This is a genomic window from Chitinimonas sp. BJB300 (assembly GCF_002735695.1).
GTDB lineage: Bacteria > Pseudomonadota > Gammaproteobacteria > Burkholderiales > Chitinimonadaceae > Chitinimonas.
On sequence record NZ_PDZH01000006.1, the window covers coordinates 1 to 18388 of the forward strand.

At 56.7% G+C, this 18388-nt stretch carries 17 protein-coding genes; 4 read left to right on the forward strand and 13 right to left on the reverse strand.

Features of this window, described 5'->3' with window-relative positions; all coding sequences use genetic code 11:
- Nucleotides 1–237: hypothetical protein (locus CSQ89_RS01755; RefSeq protein WP_441302612.1), on the forward strand; the 237-nt coding region annotated here is incomplete at its 5' end.
- A gap of 524 nt (nucleotides 238–761) precedes the next feature.
- Here CSQ89_RS01755 and CSQ89_RS01765 read toward each other — a convergent pair.
- The 10 genes from CSQ89_RS01765 to CSQ89_RS01810 form a co-directional block, all read right to left on the reverse strand.
- Complete coding sequence (locus CSQ89_RS01765) at nucleotides 762–1418, reverse strand: energy-coupling factor ABC transporter permease (RefSeq protein WP_099404478.1); 657 nt, start codon at nucleotides 1416–1418, stop codon at nucleotides 762–764.
- A 14-nt stretch (nucleotides 1419–1432) separates the two neighbouring features.
- On the reverse strand, nucleotides 1433–2059 hold the full coding sequence (locus tag CSQ89_RS01770) for an alpha/beta hydrolase (protein ID WP_099404479.1): 627 nt from the start codon (nucleotides 2057–2059) through the stop codon (nucleotides 1433–1435).
- Nucleotides 2060–2062: 3 nt separating this feature from the next.
- Nucleotides 2063–2371, reverse strand: a complete 309-nt coding sequence (locus tag CSQ89_RS01775; RefSeq protein WP_099404480.1) for a (2Fe-2S) ferredoxin domain-containing protein — start codon at nucleotides 2369–2371, stop codon at nucleotides 2063–2065.
- A gap of 7 nt (nucleotides 2372–2378) precedes the next feature.
- The gene (locus CSQ89_RS01780) at nucleotides 2379–3485 is read right to left on the reverse strand and encodes a hypothetical protein (RefSeq protein WP_099404481.1); all 1107 of its coding nucleotides are present in this window, start codon (nucleotides 3483–3485) and stop codon (nucleotides 2379–2381) included.
- A 209-nt stretch (nucleotides 3486–3694) separates the two neighbouring features.
- The gene (locus CSQ89_RS01785) at nucleotides 3695–5287 is read right to left on the reverse strand and encodes a peptide chain release factor 3 (protein WP_099404482.1); all 1593 of its coding nucleotides are present in this window, start codon (nucleotides 5285–5287) and stop codon (nucleotides 3695–3697) included.
- Between the two features lie 109 nt (nucleotides 5288–5396).
- Nucleotides 5397–6536: an HD-GYP domain-containing protein gene (locus CSQ89_RS01790; RefSeq protein ID WP_099404483.1), complete on the reverse strand. Its 1140-nt coding sequence runs from the start codon at nucleotides 6534–6536 to the stop codon at nucleotides 5397–5399.
- A 23-nt stretch (nucleotides 6537–6559) separates the two neighbouring features.
- Nucleotides 6560–7117: a SiaB family protein kinase gene (locus CSQ89_RS01795; protein WP_099404484.1), complete on the reverse strand. Its 558-nt coding sequence runs from the start codon at nucleotides 7115–7117 to the stop codon at nucleotides 6560–6562.
- A 66-nt stretch (nucleotides 7118–7183) separates the two neighbouring features.
- Entirely contained in the window at nucleotides 7184–7576 is a 393-nt protein-coding gene (locus tag CSQ89_RS01800; RefSeq protein WP_308418105.1) for a DUF1987 domain-containing protein, read from the reverse strand.
- A 75-nt stretch (nucleotides 7577–7651) separates the two neighbouring features.
- Nucleotides 7652–8884 (reverse strand): SpoIIE family protein phosphatase, encoded by a 1233-nt coding sequence (locus CSQ89_RS01805; RefSeq protein WP_099404486.1) that lies wholly within the window; start codon nucleotides 8882–8884, stop codon nucleotides 7652–7654.
- 286 nt (nucleotides 8885–9170) lie between these two features.
- Nucleotides 9171–11072 (reverse strand): ATP-binding cassette domain-containing protein, encoded by a 1902-nt coding sequence (locus tag CSQ89_RS01810; protein WP_099404487.1) that lies wholly within the window; start codon nucleotides 11070–11072, stop codon nucleotides 9171–9173.
- 169 nt (nucleotides 11073–11241) lie between these two features.
- Here CSQ89_RS01810 and CSQ89_RS01815 point away from each other — a divergent pair, with 169 nt between their 5' ends.
- The 3 genes from CSQ89_RS01815 to CSQ89_RS01825 all read left to right on the forward strand — a co-directional run bounded on the left by CSQ89_RS01815 (nucleotide 11242) and on the right by CSQ89_RS01825 (nucleotide 14724).
- On the forward strand, nucleotides 11242–12894 hold the full coding sequence (locus CSQ89_RS01815) for a DUF342 domain-containing protein (protein WP_099404488.1): 1653 nt from the start codon (nucleotides 11242–11244) through the stop codon (nucleotides 12892–12894).
- A gap of 200 nt (nucleotides 12895–13094) precedes the next feature.
- Entirely contained in the window at nucleotides 13095–13682 is a 588-nt protein-coding gene (locus CSQ89_RS01820; RefSeq protein WP_158228864.1) for an RNA polymerase sigma factor, read from the forward strand.
- Nucleotides 13669–14724 (forward strand): hypothetical protein, encoded by a 1056-nt coding sequence (locus CSQ89_RS01825; protein WP_099404490.1) that lies wholly within the window; start codon nucleotides 13669–13671, stop codon nucleotides 14722–14724. Before CSQ89_RS01820 ends, CSQ89_RS01825 begins: the two co-directional genes overlap by 14 nt.
- Here CSQ89_RS01825 and CSQ89_RS01830 read toward each other — a convergent pair.
- The 3 genes from CSQ89_RS01830 to CSQ89_RS01840 form a co-directional block, all read right to left on the reverse strand.
- The gene (locus CSQ89_RS01830) at nucleotides 14718–15731 is read right to left on the reverse strand and encodes a cytochrome d ubiquinol oxidase subunit II (protein ID WP_099404491.1); all 1014 of its coding nucleotides are present in this window, start codon (nucleotides 15729–15731) and stop codon (nucleotides 14718–14720) included. The two genes, CSQ89_RS01825 and CSQ89_RS01830, sit on opposite strands and share 7 nt — an antisense overlap.
- Nucleotides 15728–17089: a cytochrome ubiquinol oxidase subunit I gene (locus CSQ89_RS01835; protein ID WP_099404526.1), complete on the reverse strand. Its 1362-nt coding sequence runs from the start codon at nucleotides 17087–17089 to the stop codon at nucleotides 15728–15730. The genes CSQ89_RS01830 and CSQ89_RS01835 overlap by 4 nt, the downstream gene beginning before the upstream one ends.
- Nucleotides 17090–17358: 269 nt before the next feature.
- Nucleotides 17359–17934, reverse strand: coding sequence for a GbsR/MarR family transcriptional regulator (locus CSQ89_RS01840; RefSeq protein ID WP_308418106.1), 576 nt, complete (start codon nucleotides 17932–17934; stop codon nucleotides 17359–17361).
- Nucleotides 17935–18388 lie beyond the last annotated feature (454 nt).

Genomic DNA, 18388 nt, shown 5'->3' on the forward strand with positions numbered 1-18388 from the left:
ACGGTGTTTCGAGGGCTGGACGAATGGCTGCGTCACCGATTGCGCACCCTGCATCTGAAACAGTGGAAGCGGGGCAGGAGCATGTATCGGGAGCTGAAAGCGCTCGGGGCGAGCGGAACGGACGCGACGAGGATAGCGAGCAATGCCAGACGCTGGTGGCGTAATGGCTACGGCGTGCTGAATCGTGCGCTGCCGATCGCCTATTTCGATCGCCTGGGAGTTCCAAGACTCGCCTAACCTCAACTTCTCGAACCGCCCGGTGCGGACCCGCATGCCGGGTGGTGTGGCAGGGGTCAGCCAGGTAATCTAGCCGCCCCTATGCCGATTAGTTATCGTGGAGTGAGTCTGAGAGCAGTCTTAATCTGAGTTGCTCGAATTCCGTTATGCCATTGCTAAGAATGTCCATCATTTCGATGGGCTTCCCATTTTCTAGGAAGTAGTACATACGCCGCCCAGCTCCACCGGAGACGGTAACTATCCCATAACAATCTGTTTGGTCGACAGTAGAGCGAGGCGGTCTTGTTAGCTCCTTGTGCTTCACCGTGTTTGCCAAATCCCCAACAATACTCATATATCTGGACGCACTGATGGCATCCTCGATTTGTTGCGATTTCTCGGGGTATTGCTTTTTCAGCCAGTCCTTTTCGTTTAAAAGATAAACCAACATTGACTTAAATTGCTGCTGCAGCTCAATTTCAGAGGTTTGATAATGAATCCAGTTGGCAATTCGTTTACTGATGGCTTTTATACATGCCCAGTTGTTATTTTAGATAATGCTTGTCATCAAAACTTTCCACCCACTGGGGGCGGTAGATCACCAGTACGGCGATGACGAGGCCACTGGTAAAGGCCTCCGACCAGGAAAAAAGCAAATAGTAGGGGAGTGCTTCTTCCAGCAGATAGCTTGCGCTATAGGTGCCGGCCAAGGCATGAAAGCCCAGCAGGCAAAGCGCTGCGGCAACAAAACTGATGGCTGCACCGAAAAAGCCATTGGCAAAGAAATAGGCAAAGTAGTTGGCGGGCAGGCGTGCTTGGCTTAAGTGCAGGATATGGTCGGCAATCACAATGCCGACACAAGGCCCAAGCAGCCAGCTCCAACCAGCCGCCAGCCAGTCAGCCTGACCATAGGCGCAGTTGGTCAACACAACCGCCGCCATGCCAACCAAGGCTTTGTCACGACCACAGACCAGGGTGAGGACTGAAGCACCCAGCAGGTGAAAACTAAGACCGGGTTTGATGCCGGTCTGTAATTGCCAAAGCACGGCAATCAGTGTGCTGGCGCCTAACCAGCCAGTGAGCTGGGACTGGCTCAACGCCACCCAGGCCACTTTACGCATCCGCCAAAACAGTATGCAGATGGCCAGCACATTGCCGACCACGAGCAGTTCGCTGGAAAAGGCCTCCGCACGCAGATTCATGTCGGGCCAGGGCGTTACTTACCCAGTGCGCGATTAACGATATCCGCCAGCTGGGTGAGTTTGCCGTGGAAGAAGTGCCCTGCACCGGGCAAAACGGTAATGGGCAGGCTTTGCGGCCGAGCCCATTCAAATACTGCCGTGAGCGGGGCGACTTCGTCTTGTTCGCCGTGTACCACGATGGTATTGGCAGGCACAGTGGGATATGCCCATTTAGATGTGGCGGGCGCGATCAGGATCAACTGTCTGAGTTCGCCCTCAGGCAGGCGTGCGGCGAGTTGGCTTTGCACATAGGTGCCAAAGGAAAAGCCGGCCAATACAAGCGGTAACGCACCGTGCTCGTTATGTGCGGCAGCCAACACGGCGGCCATATCGTCCACTTCAGCGCAGCCGGCGTCGTGTTCGCCATCACTCTTGCCTACACCGCGCAGATTGGGGCAATAGGCCACATAGCCACGGCGGGACAGCAATTTGGCCAGGGTATGGACAATCTTATTGGTATTGGTGCCGCCTTGAAGGGGGTTGGGGTGTGCAACCAGCGCAATGCCCACCGGGCGGCCATCGAGCGCGCTGCCCAGAACCAGCGTCTCAAGCTGGCCTGCCGGCCCGGCGATAAAGCGAGATTCGAATTGAGGTGCACGCATGGCTCAAACCTTCAGACGTTCGACAACCTTACCTTTGATCAGGTGCTCTTGGATGATCTCCTCGACATCTTCTTTGTCCACATACTGGTACCAGACGTTATCGGGATAGACCACCATCACGGGCCCCAGCGCGCAGCGGTCGAGGCAGCCGGCTTTGTTGGTGCGCACCTTGCCTTCTCCGGCCAAGCCCAATTCCTTGACGCGTTTCTTGGCGTAGGTGTGCATGTCACTGGCACCCAGGTTGTTGCAGCAGCTCTCGCCGTTGGGGCGCTGGTTGGTACAAAAGAAAACGTGATGTTTGAAGTAACTCATGGCAACCTCAGTGGCGGGCAAGGGCCGCCGGCAACTCGGTCGGCAGGGGGAAGTAGGGGAGGTTGTCTTTGATTTGCGGCAGCACTTCGCCCAGCACGCGGATATCGTCGTGATGGCATTCGCGTAGTAGCTCCACCATCATTTGCTGGAGCGCCTCCACCCGATCGAATTGGCCTAATGGCCAGATAAAACCTGCCCATTCTTCGCCGTTTTTCTCAGCCCCCAGGGTGACGCGCAGTTCTGCGCCTTCGTGGCACGACAGTACGGCGACCGGTGTTTCACCGGTCTCCCTAAGCTTGCGCAGCGTGTTGCTGGCGAAAACCTGGAAGCGGATTTCCTGTTGAGCGACACGACCATCATCCAATGCGGCCAGCCACGCTTGCGGTGCGCGGGGCAGGGGAAATAAGGTCATGGCGTCGTGTTCGAGTTGGTCACCAAGCAGTTTGGTCAGCGCCAGCGCCCATTGACCCGGTGCAGCGTTCAACTGCACCACCGGTGTTGCATCTGCCGGTTGCATGGCGATGCCGACGATATAGCGCAGGAAAACACCATCACCATCGACATTGACCGGCGCTTCCGTGAAGTCATGCGGCAAGCCACCCGAGGCATATTGCAACGCGTCGCGCCAACGCGCTAGTTGGCTGGGTTGAATGCCGCGTAACTGGTCATGATCAAGCAACTTGCTCGACAACTGTATGTCCGCCCCAGCTTGAATAACCCCATGCTGCACCAATAGTGCTTGTACCGCGCCAATATCGGGCAGCTTACCGGCAATGGTGTGCTTGCCGCGGACACCAGCAACCAAGACGACGGGCAGGGCGAAAATCACGGCATGTTGGGGTTGGCCAGCCACAGCATGTTCCACGTTGGCGCGAAGGCGCTCATTCAACACCCTGAGGGTTGCGAGGTCTGGTGCAGTGGCCAGGGCGGCGGCGATTGCAGCATCGTCACCTTGGCTCAGCAGGCGCTTCAACTCGGTGTCCAGCGCCGCTTCCTTGGCAACTAGGTGGCCAAGATTGCGTTCGCCCAGCAGGGCATGCGCGAGGTGGTGCAATGAATGGGTGGCGGTGCCGCTATAGGAGCGCGGATCGGGCAGGGGGGCGAGAGCGTGCATGGCGTATCGGTAGGTGGCTTGCGGCAAAGTCGCAATTATACGGGCATCCCCTCCGCTTGGTTTGATCTATAAGGCATCCCGGTTGTGATGAAGCCAACTTGAATGGGGCGTACAGCCAACAATGCTGTGGCTGTGGTGTTACCCCAGTAGACAAACACCCCTTCGCTATGTGATCAGCGAAGGGGTGTTGTGTTGGATACCAAGCGCTATCAAAGTTTGGCGGAGTGCTCGCGCGTGGCGTGGAAGCGCACCTTGGGCCAACGTTCCTGCGCCAATTCCAGGTTGACCCGATTCGGTGCGAGGTAGGCCAGATTGTCTGCTGCGTCGCGCGACAGATTCAATATGAGGCTTTTTTCGAAGTCGGCCAGCATGCGGGCATCTTCACAGCTCACCCAGCGTGTGCTGTGGACGCTGGCGTTTTCGAAGATGGCATCGACGCCATATTCGTTTTCCAGCCGACTTTTTACCACTTCGAACTGCAACACGCCTACTGCGCCGATGATTAAGTCCGCACCTGACAAGGGTTTGAACACTTGTACTGCGCCTTCTTCCCCTAACTGCTGCAAGCCTTTTTGCAATTGCTTGACCTTGAGCGGGTTACGAATCCGCACGGTACGGAACAATTCCGGCGCGAAGTAGGGGATGCCGGTAAAAGCCAGCTTTTCACCTTCGCTGAAGCTATCGCCGATCTGGATATTGCCGTGGTTGGGCACGCCGATGATATCGCCGGCGTAGGCTTCTTCCACCTGCGCACGACTGGACGCCATGAAGGTCACGACGGAATTCGCCGCCACATCGCGTTCCAGGCGCAAGTGCTTCATCTTCATGCCACGTTCGAACTTGCCCGAGCAGACACGCAGGAAGGCGATGCGGTCGCGGTGCTTGGGGTCCATGTTGGCCTGGATCTTGAACACGAAGCCGGAGAACTTCTCTTCGTCTGGCTGGACGTCACGCACGGTTGCATCGCGGTGCTGCGGTGCGGGTGCCCATTCAATCAAGGCGTTCAGGATTTCGCGTACACCGAAGTTGTTGATGGCGGAACCAAAGAACACTGGGGTTTGGCGGCCGGCGAGGAAGGCTTCCAGTTCAAACGGGTGGGACGCGCCGCGTACCAGTTCCAACTCCATGCGGGTGTGTTCGATCTCCAGCGGGAACAACTCATCCAGGCGCGGGTTATCGATGCCTTTGATGATCTCCACTTCATCGATATTGCGGTCTTCGCCTGGTGAGAACAGCAGGATCTCGTCATTCAGGATGTGGTACACACCGCGGAAGGTCTTGCCCATGCCAATCGGCCAGGTGATGGGTGCGCATTGAATCTTCAACACGCTTTCTACTTCGTCGAGCAACTCAAGCGAATCGCGCACTTCGCGGTCGTACTTGTTCATGAAGGTGACGATGGGGGTGTCGCGCAGGCGGCAGACATTCAGGAGCTTGATTGTCTGCTCTTCCACGCCTTTGGCGGCGTCGATTACCATCAGTGCGCTATCGACGGCAGTCAGCACGCGGTAGGTGTCTTCCGAAAAGTCCTGGTGGCCCGGGGTGTCGAGCAGGTTGATGACATGGTCGCGGTAGTCAAACTGCATGACCGAAGATGCCACCGAGATGCCGCGCTGCTTTTCGATTTCCATCCAGTCGCTGGTGGCGAACTTGCCGGTTTTTTTGCCCTTCACCGTGCCAGCCATCTGGATGGCGCCCGAGAAATACAGCAGTTTTTCGGTCAACGTTGTTTTACCGGCATCGGGGTGGGAGATGATGCCGAATGTGCGTCGGCGGGCGACTTCCTGAGCAATGGGCGACATGGTCAAGCGCCTTGAATTCTTTGAGAAAAGGGCGCGATTGTAGGCCAGCGGAAGTTTAAAGTCGATGCAGCCTCGTGTTCGGCCTGCCTTTGGCCCGGTTACGTTGCAATCAACCCCAGATCATATCCAGATCGACGTAGGCATTGAAGGTGGCCGGGTCGATGGTTTCACCTACGCCGAATATCTTGATTTGGGTGTCTCGATACTCGGGGGGTGACATCGGTTCGCCGTCTGCGCCGATCAGGCTGCACACGATGGGATGGTTGGGCGAGCTGCCTGCACGCACCACCACGCCTTTTTCACCATTGGCCAGACGCAATTGTAAGCCTGGTGGAAAAACGCCCAAGGCATGGATGAAGTGTGCTGCCAGCGTTTGGTCGACTGTTTTACCCCGTTCGAGCAGGATGCCGCGTAAGGCGACAGTCAAGGGCACGGCGGATCGATATTCATGAAAGGTAATTCGGGCGCAGTACATATCCGCCAGCCGTAACAGCTGGCCCTCTGCACTGACTTCTGTGCCGCTCAAGCCATTGGGGTAGCCGCTGCCATCGAAATGTTCGTGGTGTTCCAGCACCGCCCGTAGCCAGATAGGGTCGTTCACCCCGATGGACTTGAGCTTGGCAGTGGCTTCTTCCGGATGTCGGTGCAGCTGTTCCCTTTGCTCATCGGTCAAGGGCGAGACCTGGGATTTAATTTCGTCCTGAAAGTCGATGGAGCCGAGATTCATCGTCAAGGCGGCGCAAATCAAGCCCATTTCCTTGGCGGGGGATAGCTTTTGCGCGCGGGCGGCCAGTTTGACAATAGTGGCAGTATCGAGCAGATGGCGGGTACTGTAGCGCCCTTCTTGCCGCAGGCTGATGATGGCTTGTGCGAGTTCTGGCTTGACGGAAGCCAGCGCATCGACGTCTTTGGCGATTTCGGTGATGCGGGCAATAAACTGGCCGCTTTGGATATTGGCTTCCAACTGGCTGTAGACGAGCTCCACTTTCTTGCGCAGATCCATCCAGTCCTGCGCGAAATTACCGCTGTCCTTTTCGTCTTCTTCCTGTGCTTCCAGTTGTTCCAGGCGGGATTGTTGCAAGGCTTTGCTGTCTGCGAAAACGCCGACGGCGACCAACCGGTCGACCTGGCCTTCGTTGGAGACGATAAAGCCCTTGCGTAGCAGCAAAGTGCCCTTTTCATCGCAGACATCCCAAGGTAGCGCCTTGCCGACTTCAATGTCGGAGTGTCGAACCCGTGATTGGCTCATGATTAGCCCTGCCGTTGCCGGATCTAGATCGTTGCTTTCAGCAGGAATATGGCTGTGCCTGGCTGGGTGGCATCCTCAATGATTCGATAGGCTAGAGGGGCTTGGGCATCACGGGCGATAGTCATTAGCCCCAGCCCCGCCCCTTTGCTGCCGTCGGGCGTTTCCTGGCGTATCGCCTGGGCGTAGCCTTCCTTGATCTGGGCATGGGTCATCAACCGCAGCGGTTCAATGCGGTCACGCAGGAACAAGGCTTGTTCCATATCTACCCGATTGGCACATTCCAGCAGATAGTGGCCTTGCGTAAGGGTGACGGAAATGCTGCCCCAGCGTAATTGGTGGTCGTTCTGGTCATTTGGCGTCAAAGTGTCCCGAGCGTAGTGGATGATGTTCTGCGTCATCTCTACCAGGGACGAAAGTAGTCGCCGTCGCACCGGGGTGCTGACCGCTTCCCGTTCTAGTTTCACCTTGAAGCCTTCCACCATGGCTGTCAAAAGAGGCTGCGACAGATAGCCACTGTAGAAGAAGCAGACATTTCCGGCGGTGAAGAGCTCGCCAAATTGATCGAACACATCATCAAGCATGGGGCTGTGCTCCCAGTGGTTGCCGCCAGGGCTGGCCTTGCGGTGCAAGCAATTCGGTTTATGAGATTAATCGGTATTCACGGGGATATCGACAAAGTTCAGAACAGGGAAATCCTCGTGTATTTCCTGACCGAATTCGAACAAGGTTTCGTCATCAGCATCATGGAACCAATTGAGGGTGATCTTGTTACCTGCAGCAGCTGCCTGATTGAAGGCATCAAACATGGAAAACAACAACTTGGTGCTGGAGCTATTGAAGTACGCGAGCGACACATTGATCTGGATTGGCGTCTGGCTGCAGCTGGAAAGATACTGCCGTACCCGTTCGAGTATGGGGCCGTAGAAAGCCGTGGCATTTTCCGGATAGGACTCACCCTTCATGGCCAGCATGTGCTGGTCGAAGCGAAAGTCGACTTCCGGCGTGCTGGGTGTGGCGGCAATGAACAGGTTTTCCATCATGTGTTCCTCTTTGACATGGCGCTGCAAACTACATCCTGCCGCGGTGCGTTTTGTGGGTGGTAAGGCATCGGTGGTTCAAGGTCGAAAGCATAGGAAGGTCAGATCATCCCGCCTCGGCTGGTCGGCCTGCCAAAGGCTGTAAGCATTGATTACCGACATGCCGATCACATCGGCACGCTCGTTACGCTGTGCCAGGATAGACTCCCTGATGCGGCGTTTGCCAAAGGCGGTTTGCTTGGGCCCACCTATCTGGTCCACCAGACCATCGGTTGTCACAAACATCAGCGTACCTTGCGGGGCGTCAATCACCTGGGTGCGCCATTGGTAGTCCATGGGGGTATCGACATAGCCCACGCCCATCCGGTCGCCATCCACCACCACAAAGTCGTCGCTGTCCTGGTTCAAGACGAACAGCGGCGTCTTGGCTGCCGCGTAGGTCAGGGTGCGTTTGGCGTCATCAAACCAGAAAAAAGCACCATCCAGCCCGTCGTCCGATTGCCCAAGGTCTTCACGCGGCCCAGCTTGGCCAAGCAGGCGCTTGATGGCGCGGTTGAGTTCCGACAAGATCGCTGCTGGGTCTTGCGGGCTGCAATGCTCAATGGCTTGCACCAATAGCGACGAGGTGATCAGGGTCATGAATGCGCCTGGCACACCATGCCCTGTGCAGTCTGCGACGGCGCCGAACCAGCCATCCTGGAAACGGGCGAAATGGTAGAAGTCGCCGCCCACCACATCACGGGGTTCCCACACCAGTTCGCTGTCGTTCGAAGTCTTGGCCAAGGTTTCACGCGCAGCGCGCATCAAGGCCTGTTGGATGACGCCGGCGTATTCGATGGAATGGCGTATTTGGCGGTTTTTTTCCGCTTGCAGGTCGGCAATCATCCTCATCAGCCGCAAGCAGGAGCCCACGCCAGAGTAAAAGCCATCACGGGTGACGATAAAACCCGCTGCCAACGTCTGTTCGCCATGATCGACCACCCGGAAGGAGAGCACCTCCAGGTTGAGCTTTTCATCGACGATCAGTGGGTCGCGGTTCATGAAAGTCACGCAGCTTTGCGGCCCGTACATCTCCTGGCTTTCCGGCGTCGACATCTCGGACATGAACGTATTGCGGTGGATCAACCCGACAGGCACACCCAGTGACACCACCGGTAGGCTGACCAGATCACGGTCGCGCGCAAAACGATTGAGCACCGCGATATTGGTCGTTTCGGGTGATACAGGCGCGATCTCGGTCGATATCCCACCGGCGTACGGGAGTCGATGTACGGTCTGGCGCTTGAAATAATCGACGCTGGGTAGATCCATTTAGGCAGAAAGGTCCGTGGCGCTTACCGCAAAGACGGAGAGACGACAGCTGTGTCGCCCACGCATTACTAGAATTTTATATAGCTGACATGGCCTGAAAAAGCCAAGGGGACGATGGAGGCTGCAAAGCGCGCAAGGCACGAAGTTTGTTGGGTGAAAACCTTGGGTACCACAGTGCTTGGTGCAGATGCATCGCCGATGTCTAGTTGCCAGACGAGGTGGCGAATCAGAATATGTAGGGTGCGCCGCCGTCATTGCAATGACCGGCGGCGTATACTGCGGAGGGTTAGTTGGCGCCGAGTTGTTTCGCTTCGAGGGCTTCCCAGCGCGCCATTTTTTCCAGTACCAGCACATCAATCTCATCAATGCGTGCTTGCCATGCTGCGGCATCCAATGGCGCATTACGGTAGATGTTAGGGTCCAGTAGTTTTTCCTGTAAGCCCGCTTGTTCGTGCTCCAGGGTTTCGATCTCCTTGGGCAGATTTCCCAGCTCCTGGCTTTCCTTGTAACTCATCTTTACCGGCCGGTTGTTGCGGTCGGCCGGGGCGGCGGGCTTGGGAGTCTCTTGTTTGACGGGTGACTTGGCGGCGGCCAGCATGCGATTGCGCGCGATAATCCAGTCGTCGTAACCACCGGGGTTCTCAATCAGCTTGCCATCGCCTTCAAAGGCAATCACCTGGGTGACGACGTTGTCGAGGAAGGTTCGGTCATGGCTGACCAGAAATACCGTACCGTTGTAATTGGCTAGCAGTTCTTCCAGCAATTCGAGGGTATCGATATCCAGGTCGTTGGTGGGCTCGTCCAACACCAGGATATTGGCTGGTTGAGTGAACAGCCGCGCCAGCAAGAGACGGGCGCGCTCTCCGCCTGATAGCGACTTGACAGGGCTGCGCGCGCGTTCTGGCGCGAACAGGAAGTCCTCCAGGTAGCTGATGACATGCTTTTTTTCGTTGCCGATCACCACGAAGTCACTGCCCGGGCTGATGACATCGCAAATTGCAACGTCTTCAGGTAAAGCAGAGCGAAACTGGTCGAAATAGGCGATTTCCTGCTTGCTGCCCTGGGTGACGTTGCCGCTGTCGGGTGCTAATTCGCCCAGGATCAGCTTCAACAGCGTGGTTTTGCCCGCGCCATTGGGGCCGATCAAGCCAATCTTGTCGCCGCGCAGGATGCGGGTGGTGAAGTCGCGGATCAGGGTACGGCCCGCGTAGCCTTTGCTGACATTTTCCAATTCGGCGACGAGTTTGCCGCTGCGCTCGCCGGCATCAAGCGAGAACTGCACATTGCCGACACGTTCGCGCCGGGCTGCACGGTCGCGGCGCAACTGTTCCAAGCGGCGCACACGGCCTTCGTTACGCGTGCGACGGGCCTTGATGCCCTGGCGTATCCAGACTTCTTCCTGGGCCAGGTATTTGTCGAATTTGGCGTTTTCGACTGACTCCTGCGCCAGCATCTCGGCTTTGCGCTCTTGGTAGATCGTGAAGTTGCCCGGGAAGCTCGACAGCCGGCCGCGATCAAGCTCAATGATGCGGTTGGAGACATTGTCGAGGAAGCGGCGATCATGGGTGATTAGCAGCACTGCGCCGGCGAAGTTGCGGATCAGCCCTTCCAACCATTCGATGGCCGATAGGTCCAGATGGTTGGTGGGTTCATCCAACAGTAACAGTTCGGGTTCCGACACCAATGCCTGTGCCAGGGCTACACGTTTTTTCCAGCCGCCCGATAGCTCGGCAACCTTCTTTTCGGCCGGTAGCCCAAGCGTGGTGAGGGTGCTGGCGACCAGCGAATCGAGGCGCCAACCGTCGCGCGCTTCGAGTTCATGCTGCAAATCCATCATGCGTTCCAGCGCGGCAGGGTCGTGTTCGGCGGCCACGGCGGCGGCATGGTAGTCGGTGAGGATTTGTTTAAGGTCGCCCAGGCCGGCGGCTACTGCTTCGAATACGGTTGCATCCGGGTCAAGCGGTGGCTCCTGCGGCACATAGGCCACACGCTGGCTATTGGACACCCGCACGATGCCGTCATCCAGTTTGATCGTCCCAGCTATGGCTTTGAGCAGCGAGGATTTACCTGCACCGTTGCGGCCAATCAGGCCTACCCGTTCGCCGGGCTCCAGCACGAAGTCGGCATGGTCGAGCAAGGGAACGTGGCCAAAGGCCAGGCAAGCGTTTTCAACAATCAATACGGGCATGATGAGCAGACAGTAAGCGAAGGGTGGGGAGTATACCGATGCTGGCCGATTTCCGAATGGTTCATGCTTCTGAAGTTGCCTGAATAAAGCGAGCTAAGTGTTTGAAGAAAATTAAAAAATTCTGACTTATGATGGTCTTTATAAGATAAGAGATAGTGGATGGACGGAGATGGAACGCATTGCATTCAGCCTGTCTTTTGCTGCTGCCAGCAATAAACTGCAGGCCAACTTCGACCCCAAGGAAGGCGCGAAGATACCGGACCGGCCGGCGTTTGACTCGGAGTTGGCGATAAAGGGCTGGACCGGTTTCTATCTCGATGAAACCGCCATTGCGCAATTTCTGGAACAGGCCGGTGTGCTTGCTGCAACACCGGGCGCCGAGCCGTTGGCAGCCATCGTGGGTGAGCGGCGTGATGGCAGTTTGAAACTCGATGTTTCCCTCGACAAAATGAATGTGCTGCTGACGCTGGTTGCTCCGCAGGGGGGCAAGTCGATGGCGGATGAAGTGCGGCCGGCAATGCAGGCGCAAGGCATCGTGTTCGGCATTCAGGAGGAGGCATTGGCGGCCACCCTGGCTGCAGGGCAGGGGGAGCAGGTGCTGATTGCCGTTGGTATACCGCCGCAGGAGGGGGAGTCTGCCCATTTCGATAGCCTGATCGAAGCCCTTCGCGCGGCGCATGGCCATGTCGAGGGGGAAGTCGCTGAGGACGCGGCGATTGATTATCACGACTTAGGCAATTTGTTGATTATCCACGCAGGTACACCGCTGATGCGCCGTACGCCGGCGGTGCTGGGGGTGCCGGGTACTGATGTATTCGGTATCAGCGTACCGCCCAAGCCAGTATCGGACCCGCCATTTTCCGCCAATCTGAAGGGGTCTGCACCCGCGGCAAACGACAGCAATGAGTTGGTGGCATTGATTGACGGCCAGCCCGTGCCCGGCAGCGATGGTGTTGATGTGAACCCCTTGGTTGAGGCGGACCAAATTGATATCGAAACGGGTAATGTGAAATTTGATGGCACCGTGCAGGTGAAAGGTGACGTAAAAGCCGGCATGCACATCCATGCGCGCGGTGATGTCGTCATCGGCGGCACGCTGGAGGCGGCAGAGATCATTGCGGGTGGCAACGTTGTGGTCCAGGGCGGCATCGTTGGCCGGGCCGATGTGCAGACCGGCGCTCAGGGCGGCGGTGTGGAAACGGCCACCATCCGCTGTGAAGGGAGCGTACAAGCCAAGTTTGTCGAACATGGCGTGGTGGAAGCGCGCGGCGATATCCTTATCGAACGGGCGGTGCGGCAGAGCGAACTCAGCGCTGGCCACAATGTAACGGTGGGGGCGTCGGGCAGCGGCCACATCATGGGTGGGCGTGTGCGGGCGGGTTTGACGGTCCGAACCGGTACATTGGGTGCCAGCTCGGAAACCCCCACGCATATACAGGTGGGGTTTGATCCGTACCTGAATCGCGAAAAAGTCAGCACGGAAGCGCAGCGCAAGAAAAAGTTGGAGGACTTCGCGAAGATTCGCCAGTTATTGGACTTTCTCGACCATCATCCCGCCAAGGGGGAGGGCGGTGTACGGGAAAAGGCCGAGCACACGTTGGCGGCCATCGAAGGGGATATCCATACCCTGGACGCCACACTCCTACAGCTGAATGCGCAGATGGAAGTGAACGATGGGGCCATGGTGGTGGTCAGCAAGCATGTCCATGCCGGCGTTGTCATTCATATCGGCCAAAAGCATTGGGAAGCCAGGGATGACGGATCGGGCGGCAGTTGGCGGTTGGACGAACATGGCGAAATAATAAGCGACTGGGTCAGCTAGAGTGTATTGGTGCTGGGTTTTGACGGTCGTTTTCTTCGAAGTTGTTCAACGTCGTATTGCCGACGCGCAGCAGACATTGAACAGGTTCTTAGCTGATTTCACCCTAAATTGACTGCACCATCGTCTGGTACATCAGACCATGAGGTGGTTTCAATTGATCATTACCTCATTCGGGCCTGCGTCTTTTTACGATGGATACATTGGAGTCCTTAAACGACGAGGCGCTGATGGCGTTGATTGCGCTGGGCGAAGTGGCCGAGCCAGGGCGCGAGCTTGTATTGCGGCACCAGCGCGCCTTGTTCAACCGATTGGCCTACCTGACACAGGGTGATCGTGATACCGCCGCTGACTTGACGCAACGGGTGTGGGAAAAAGTCCTGACCAATGCGGGCAGTTTTGTGGGTCGGGCTGCGTTCAAGACCTACCTGCATACGATTGCGCGCAATACCTTCATCGATTGGTTGCGGGTAGAACGCAGTCGCCAGCAGATATCGCTGAATCAAAACTGGGATGACGAAACCGCGCCAGAGTCGATGGAACTGGCGGATGAAGGCCCGCTGCCCGATGCGTTGTTGCGGGCCAATCAAGATGCCGAACAGGTAAGGGCCGCGCTGTACCAGCTGAGTCCGATTTATCGCGAGGCGTTGATACTTCGTTATATGGAGGACATGAGCGTGGAAGAAGTTGCTGAGCTGACCGGGCAGAAGCTTGAAACCACCCGTACCCGTCTGCGCTACGCCAAAGCGCAGTTGCGGACTTTGTTGGAATCCAGCCATGACCCAGCCTGAACGCAAGGACACTGCCTGGGGTGATCTACTTGGCCCCGCCTGCCGTTTGACGCAGGATGGTGTGGCCGCATTGCCGGCCGATCTGGCAGGTTTGCTCGATCAACTGCACCGCGATGCTGCGCCGTTACGCGCCCAGTCGATTGCCAAACTGAAAGCTGGCGAAGTGCAGCTGCCGCCCGCTGCCCTGCGTTGGTGGCTGGCCAAGCTGGAAGAAACCCAATTACAAAACCTGCTGCGGCAAGAGGCGCTGCAGTTCGATCCACCCCCTGTATTGGACCAGCAAATGAAACAGTTGCTGAATCGATTGGACCAAGCGATGCCAAACACGCCCGCAGCATCGGTGCATCCCGGTGAAAAGGCCGGTTTTTGGGCCAGGTTGACGGGTCTGTTGCAAGGCTATGACAAGCTGATGCTGGCCAGCTTTGCCCTTGCGGCGGCCGCCCTGTCTGTGTTGTTGGAGGTACAGAACAGCGACCAGCCAGGGCTGGACGAGACATGGGCTACTCCGCCGGCTGCGTTGCCTCCCCCCAACCACGTACAGGCCGATATGCATACTGGCGACAGCGCAACGGTGGTGACGTCAAGCGAGATTGCCATACCGGTGCTATCCACGCCACCATTGAGTGCTGCAGCTGATGCACCTGTCGCTACCGCCAAGGCGACACCACGGCAAAAGTCAGCTGCTCGGATGGCGCTGCCTGCACCTGCTGCCACGGTGGATGCCGTGCGCGAAGAAGCATCGCCGGCAGCGGCACTGGCTATGCCGCCACAGCCGGCTTCAGCACCTATGTACAACAAGGCTGACCGCCAAGTTGAATCAATTCCCCAGCCTAAGTTGATGCGTGCACCGGTATCGCTGCCGGTGCCGCTCGATACGTTGGCTGAAGAGATTGAGCATTTGATGAGCCAGGGCGAGGTGGGTCAGGCGCATGGTCGGTGGTGCGATCTGCGGCAGCAGCTGCCCGGTCTGGATCAACAGATCCGCCCTACCTACCGGCAGCAACTGCTGCAATTGGGTTGTCCACCCGTGCCAAATCAGTAGTAGCTCAGCGCCCGTGCTTTACCCCAGAACACCCGGTAGGCGAAGATGGTGTAGCCGATGATGACAGGCAGCACAATGCAGATGCCGACAAACATGATCATTAGCGACTCGGTTGCGCTGGCTGCCTGCCAGACAGTAATGCGTTGCACCACCAAGTAAGGGAACAGGCTGTACGCCAAGCCATGGAAGGCCAGAATGAAGATGCCTACCGTGCAGGCAAAGGGTACCCAACACCAGCGGTCATGACTGGCCGGTAAGTGGGTCAGGCTGCGTTGAATCACTACAAACAGCGCTGCCGTCATCAGTGGGATGGGCGCCAGCAGCAGCGCGTTGGGCAGTGAGAACCATTTGTTGTAGATGTCGGAGCTGACCATGGGCGTGACGACTGAGATAGCGGCAACCCCGGCGGCGGCCAACCAAAGGCTTTTCCGCGCCCAACCTACTGCCAAGGCTTGTAGCGCGCCTTCGGTTTTCATGATTAGCCACGTCGCGCCCAGCAGGGCATAGCCTGATGCCAGAGCCAGTGCAGTGAACAGGGCGAACACGCCCGATTCCCAGCGCCATTCGAAACCAACGATGTAAAACCCCAGCATGCCACCCTGCGCCAGCGTTGCCAGGAGCGAACCGGCATAAAAGGCGCGATTCCACCAGGGTTTGTGGTGATCGCGCGCCTTCACGCGGAAGTCGAATGCCACGCCGCGCAGGATAAGCCCGAAAAGCATCAGCGTAACCGGCAGATAAAGCGCCGTGAGAATAATGCCATGCGCAAAGGGAAACGCTACCAGCAGGATACCAATACCCAATACCAGCCAGGTCTCATTGGCATCCCAGAAGGGGCCGATCGATGCAATCATCGTGTCTTTGTCGGCGTCACTTGCACGGCGAAGCAGAATGCCGACGCCAAGGTCATAGCCGTCGAGGATCACATAGGCCAGCATGGACAGGCCCATCAACGCCATGAAGGCCACGGGTAGCCAGCCGGCAGGGGTGGAGAGGTCGGGTGTCATGTCGATTCCTTCAAGGCCAGGGTCGGCGCCGCAGGGAGCGGGACGTCATCTTTCTCGTACTTCGTATACTTGGCTTTACGCGCCAGATAAAAAAGAACCGAGATATAAGCGGTGATCAGCGCTACATACAGTGTGAGGTAAGCGACCAGCGTGGTGGCGATCATGCCTGCGGGTACTTTGCTCGCCGCCTGGGCGGTCGTAAGTACGCCATAGACCAGATAGGGTTGCCGGCCGATTTCGGTGACATACCAGCCTGCCAGGGTGGCTATCCAACCGGAGAAAGTCATCGCGACCAACACTTTTGCCAGCCACTGCATTGGCTCGCCGCGCCGGCGCAATTGCCAACTGGTTAGCCAACTGACGGCAAGCATCAGCATGCCGACACCTGCCATGATGCGAAATCCCCAGAACAGCGGCGGCACGGGTGGATGTTTGTCGCCGAACTCATTCAGACCCTGTATTTCGGCATTTGGGTCGTGTTTGAGGATCAGGCTGGCAAGCTTGGGAATACCGATGGCGTACTGATTGCTCTTGGTTTCTTTGTCGGGCAGGGCAAACAGCAGCAGTGGCGCACCGCGTTCGGTTTCCCAAACGCCTTCAATGGCGGCAATTTTGGCGGGTTGGTGCTGCAGGGTGTTCAAACCATGCTGGTCGCCGACGATAATTTGCAATGGAATCAGCACTGCGGCGAGATAAATGCCAGTCTTCATTGCCGCCATGACGTTGGGTGCGCGGTCGCCCTTCAGCCATCGGTAGGCCGATAAGCCTGCTACCAGAAACGAAACCGTCAAGCCGGAAGCTAGCAACATATGGGTAAGGCGGTACGGCATGGATGGGTTGAACAGAATGGCCAGCCAGTCGGTTGCGTGCGCTTTGCCATCGATCATCTCGAAGCCCACCGGCGTCTGCATCCAGGAGTTGAGTGCCAAGATCCAGAAAGCAGACATCGAGGTCCCAAAGGCAACGAGGAAGGTTGCCAAGGTATGCACCCGGTTCGATACGCGATTGCTGCCGAACAACATGATGCCCAGAAAGCCGGCTTCCAGGAAAAACGCGGTTAGCACCTCGTATGCCAGCAATGGCCCGGCGATATTGCCGACGGTTTCCATATAGCCGGGCCAGTTGGTGCCGAACTGGAAACTCATGGTCACGCCGCTGACGACACCGAGCGCAAAAGTGAGGGCGAAGACTTTGACCCAGAAACGATACGCGCCCATCCATTTGGTATCGCCAGTGCGGTTGTAACGCACCTTGAAGAAGAGCAACACCCAACTGAGGGCGATGCTGATTGTGGGGAAGAGAATATGAAAACTGATATTGGCGCCAAATTGGATGCGCGCCAGCAGCAGGGGGTCCATGATGCGTGCCTCAATTGTAAGAACAGCGGTTTTGCCCGACTGGTTCATATGCGGTGGAGCCATAGCTTGAAGGCTGTCAAAGCATTACCAGGACGAGCGCTTACGACTGGCAAAATGTGATAGCGAAAGGGGAGAGGCGCTCGCAGCGTCCCCGCGCCACGATGGCCTGCATATCGCTAAAACTTGATCAGTACCTGTTCGCGGCTTTTACTGTGGGTTCCTTTGCGAAGTCCGCTAGTGAACGTCCATTACGGCTTTCGAACAGGTGCTTAGCCATTAGTTTCTTGTTCTTCCGGCCCTTTCCCACCCAAACCGAGCAATAGGCGGTCTTTGATTTCCAGAAGCTTGGTTACCTTGCCACCCATCTTCATCAGTTGGGCCAGGGTTTTCGAATCCAGTTTTTGTACATCGCTAAACCAATCGGTAGTGAGTTCGATCAGGTCATGCATTTCTTTTAACCGCGCCTGCGCGTGTTTTTCTGCATCGGTCGCAGGCTTGGCCATCAGGGCATCACGCAACATCGACAAGGTTGGGTCGATTTCACGTTTACGTCGTTCTTCTGCCAGGGTGCGGAAGATGGCCCAGATATCTTCCGGAGCGGAAAAGTATTCACGCCGATCGCCCGGGAGGTGCTGTAGCTTCACGAGCCGCCAGGACATCAGCTCTTTCAAACCCATGCTGATGTTCGAGCGCGAAAAACCCAGCGCATCCGCCATTTCATCGGCATTTAGCGGGCGTTCAGACACAAATAGCAGGGCATAGATTTGCCCCACAGTACGGTTGATGCCCCAGCGGCTGCCCATTTCACCGAAATGCAGCACAAAGGTTTGGATGAGTGGCGACATAATCATACTTGTTGCATTTCCTGAATTTTCAGTAATTCTTGAAACATCTTAACTTACATCAAGCTGAATGTGAATATTTTGATATAGCGAACCTATGGCAAACGATCGCTGGCGTGGCTGGTGAGCGAGGCAAGGTAGTACCTGCGGGCCATGTGGAAAGGCGCCCAGACAAGGCTGTAAGGTGGTGGCGTTGGTCGTGCTTTCGTCTATTTATTACTGGGGTACTGGTTGTATGGGATACCTATTTTAAATAGTGGATTGAATACGTGGCGGGATTATATTTATGTCTATTTAATAGACATTATTATTTTGTGATGCCGCACATTGAGGTGTTCGGGAAATCCGCGATGCGACTTCCTCTAATAGGGCTTACCTCAACTAGCATAATGCCTAATATCCAAGGTGTAGGACGGGCGCATATAATTGTCAATTGCAAGTAATATTGCCTTTTGCT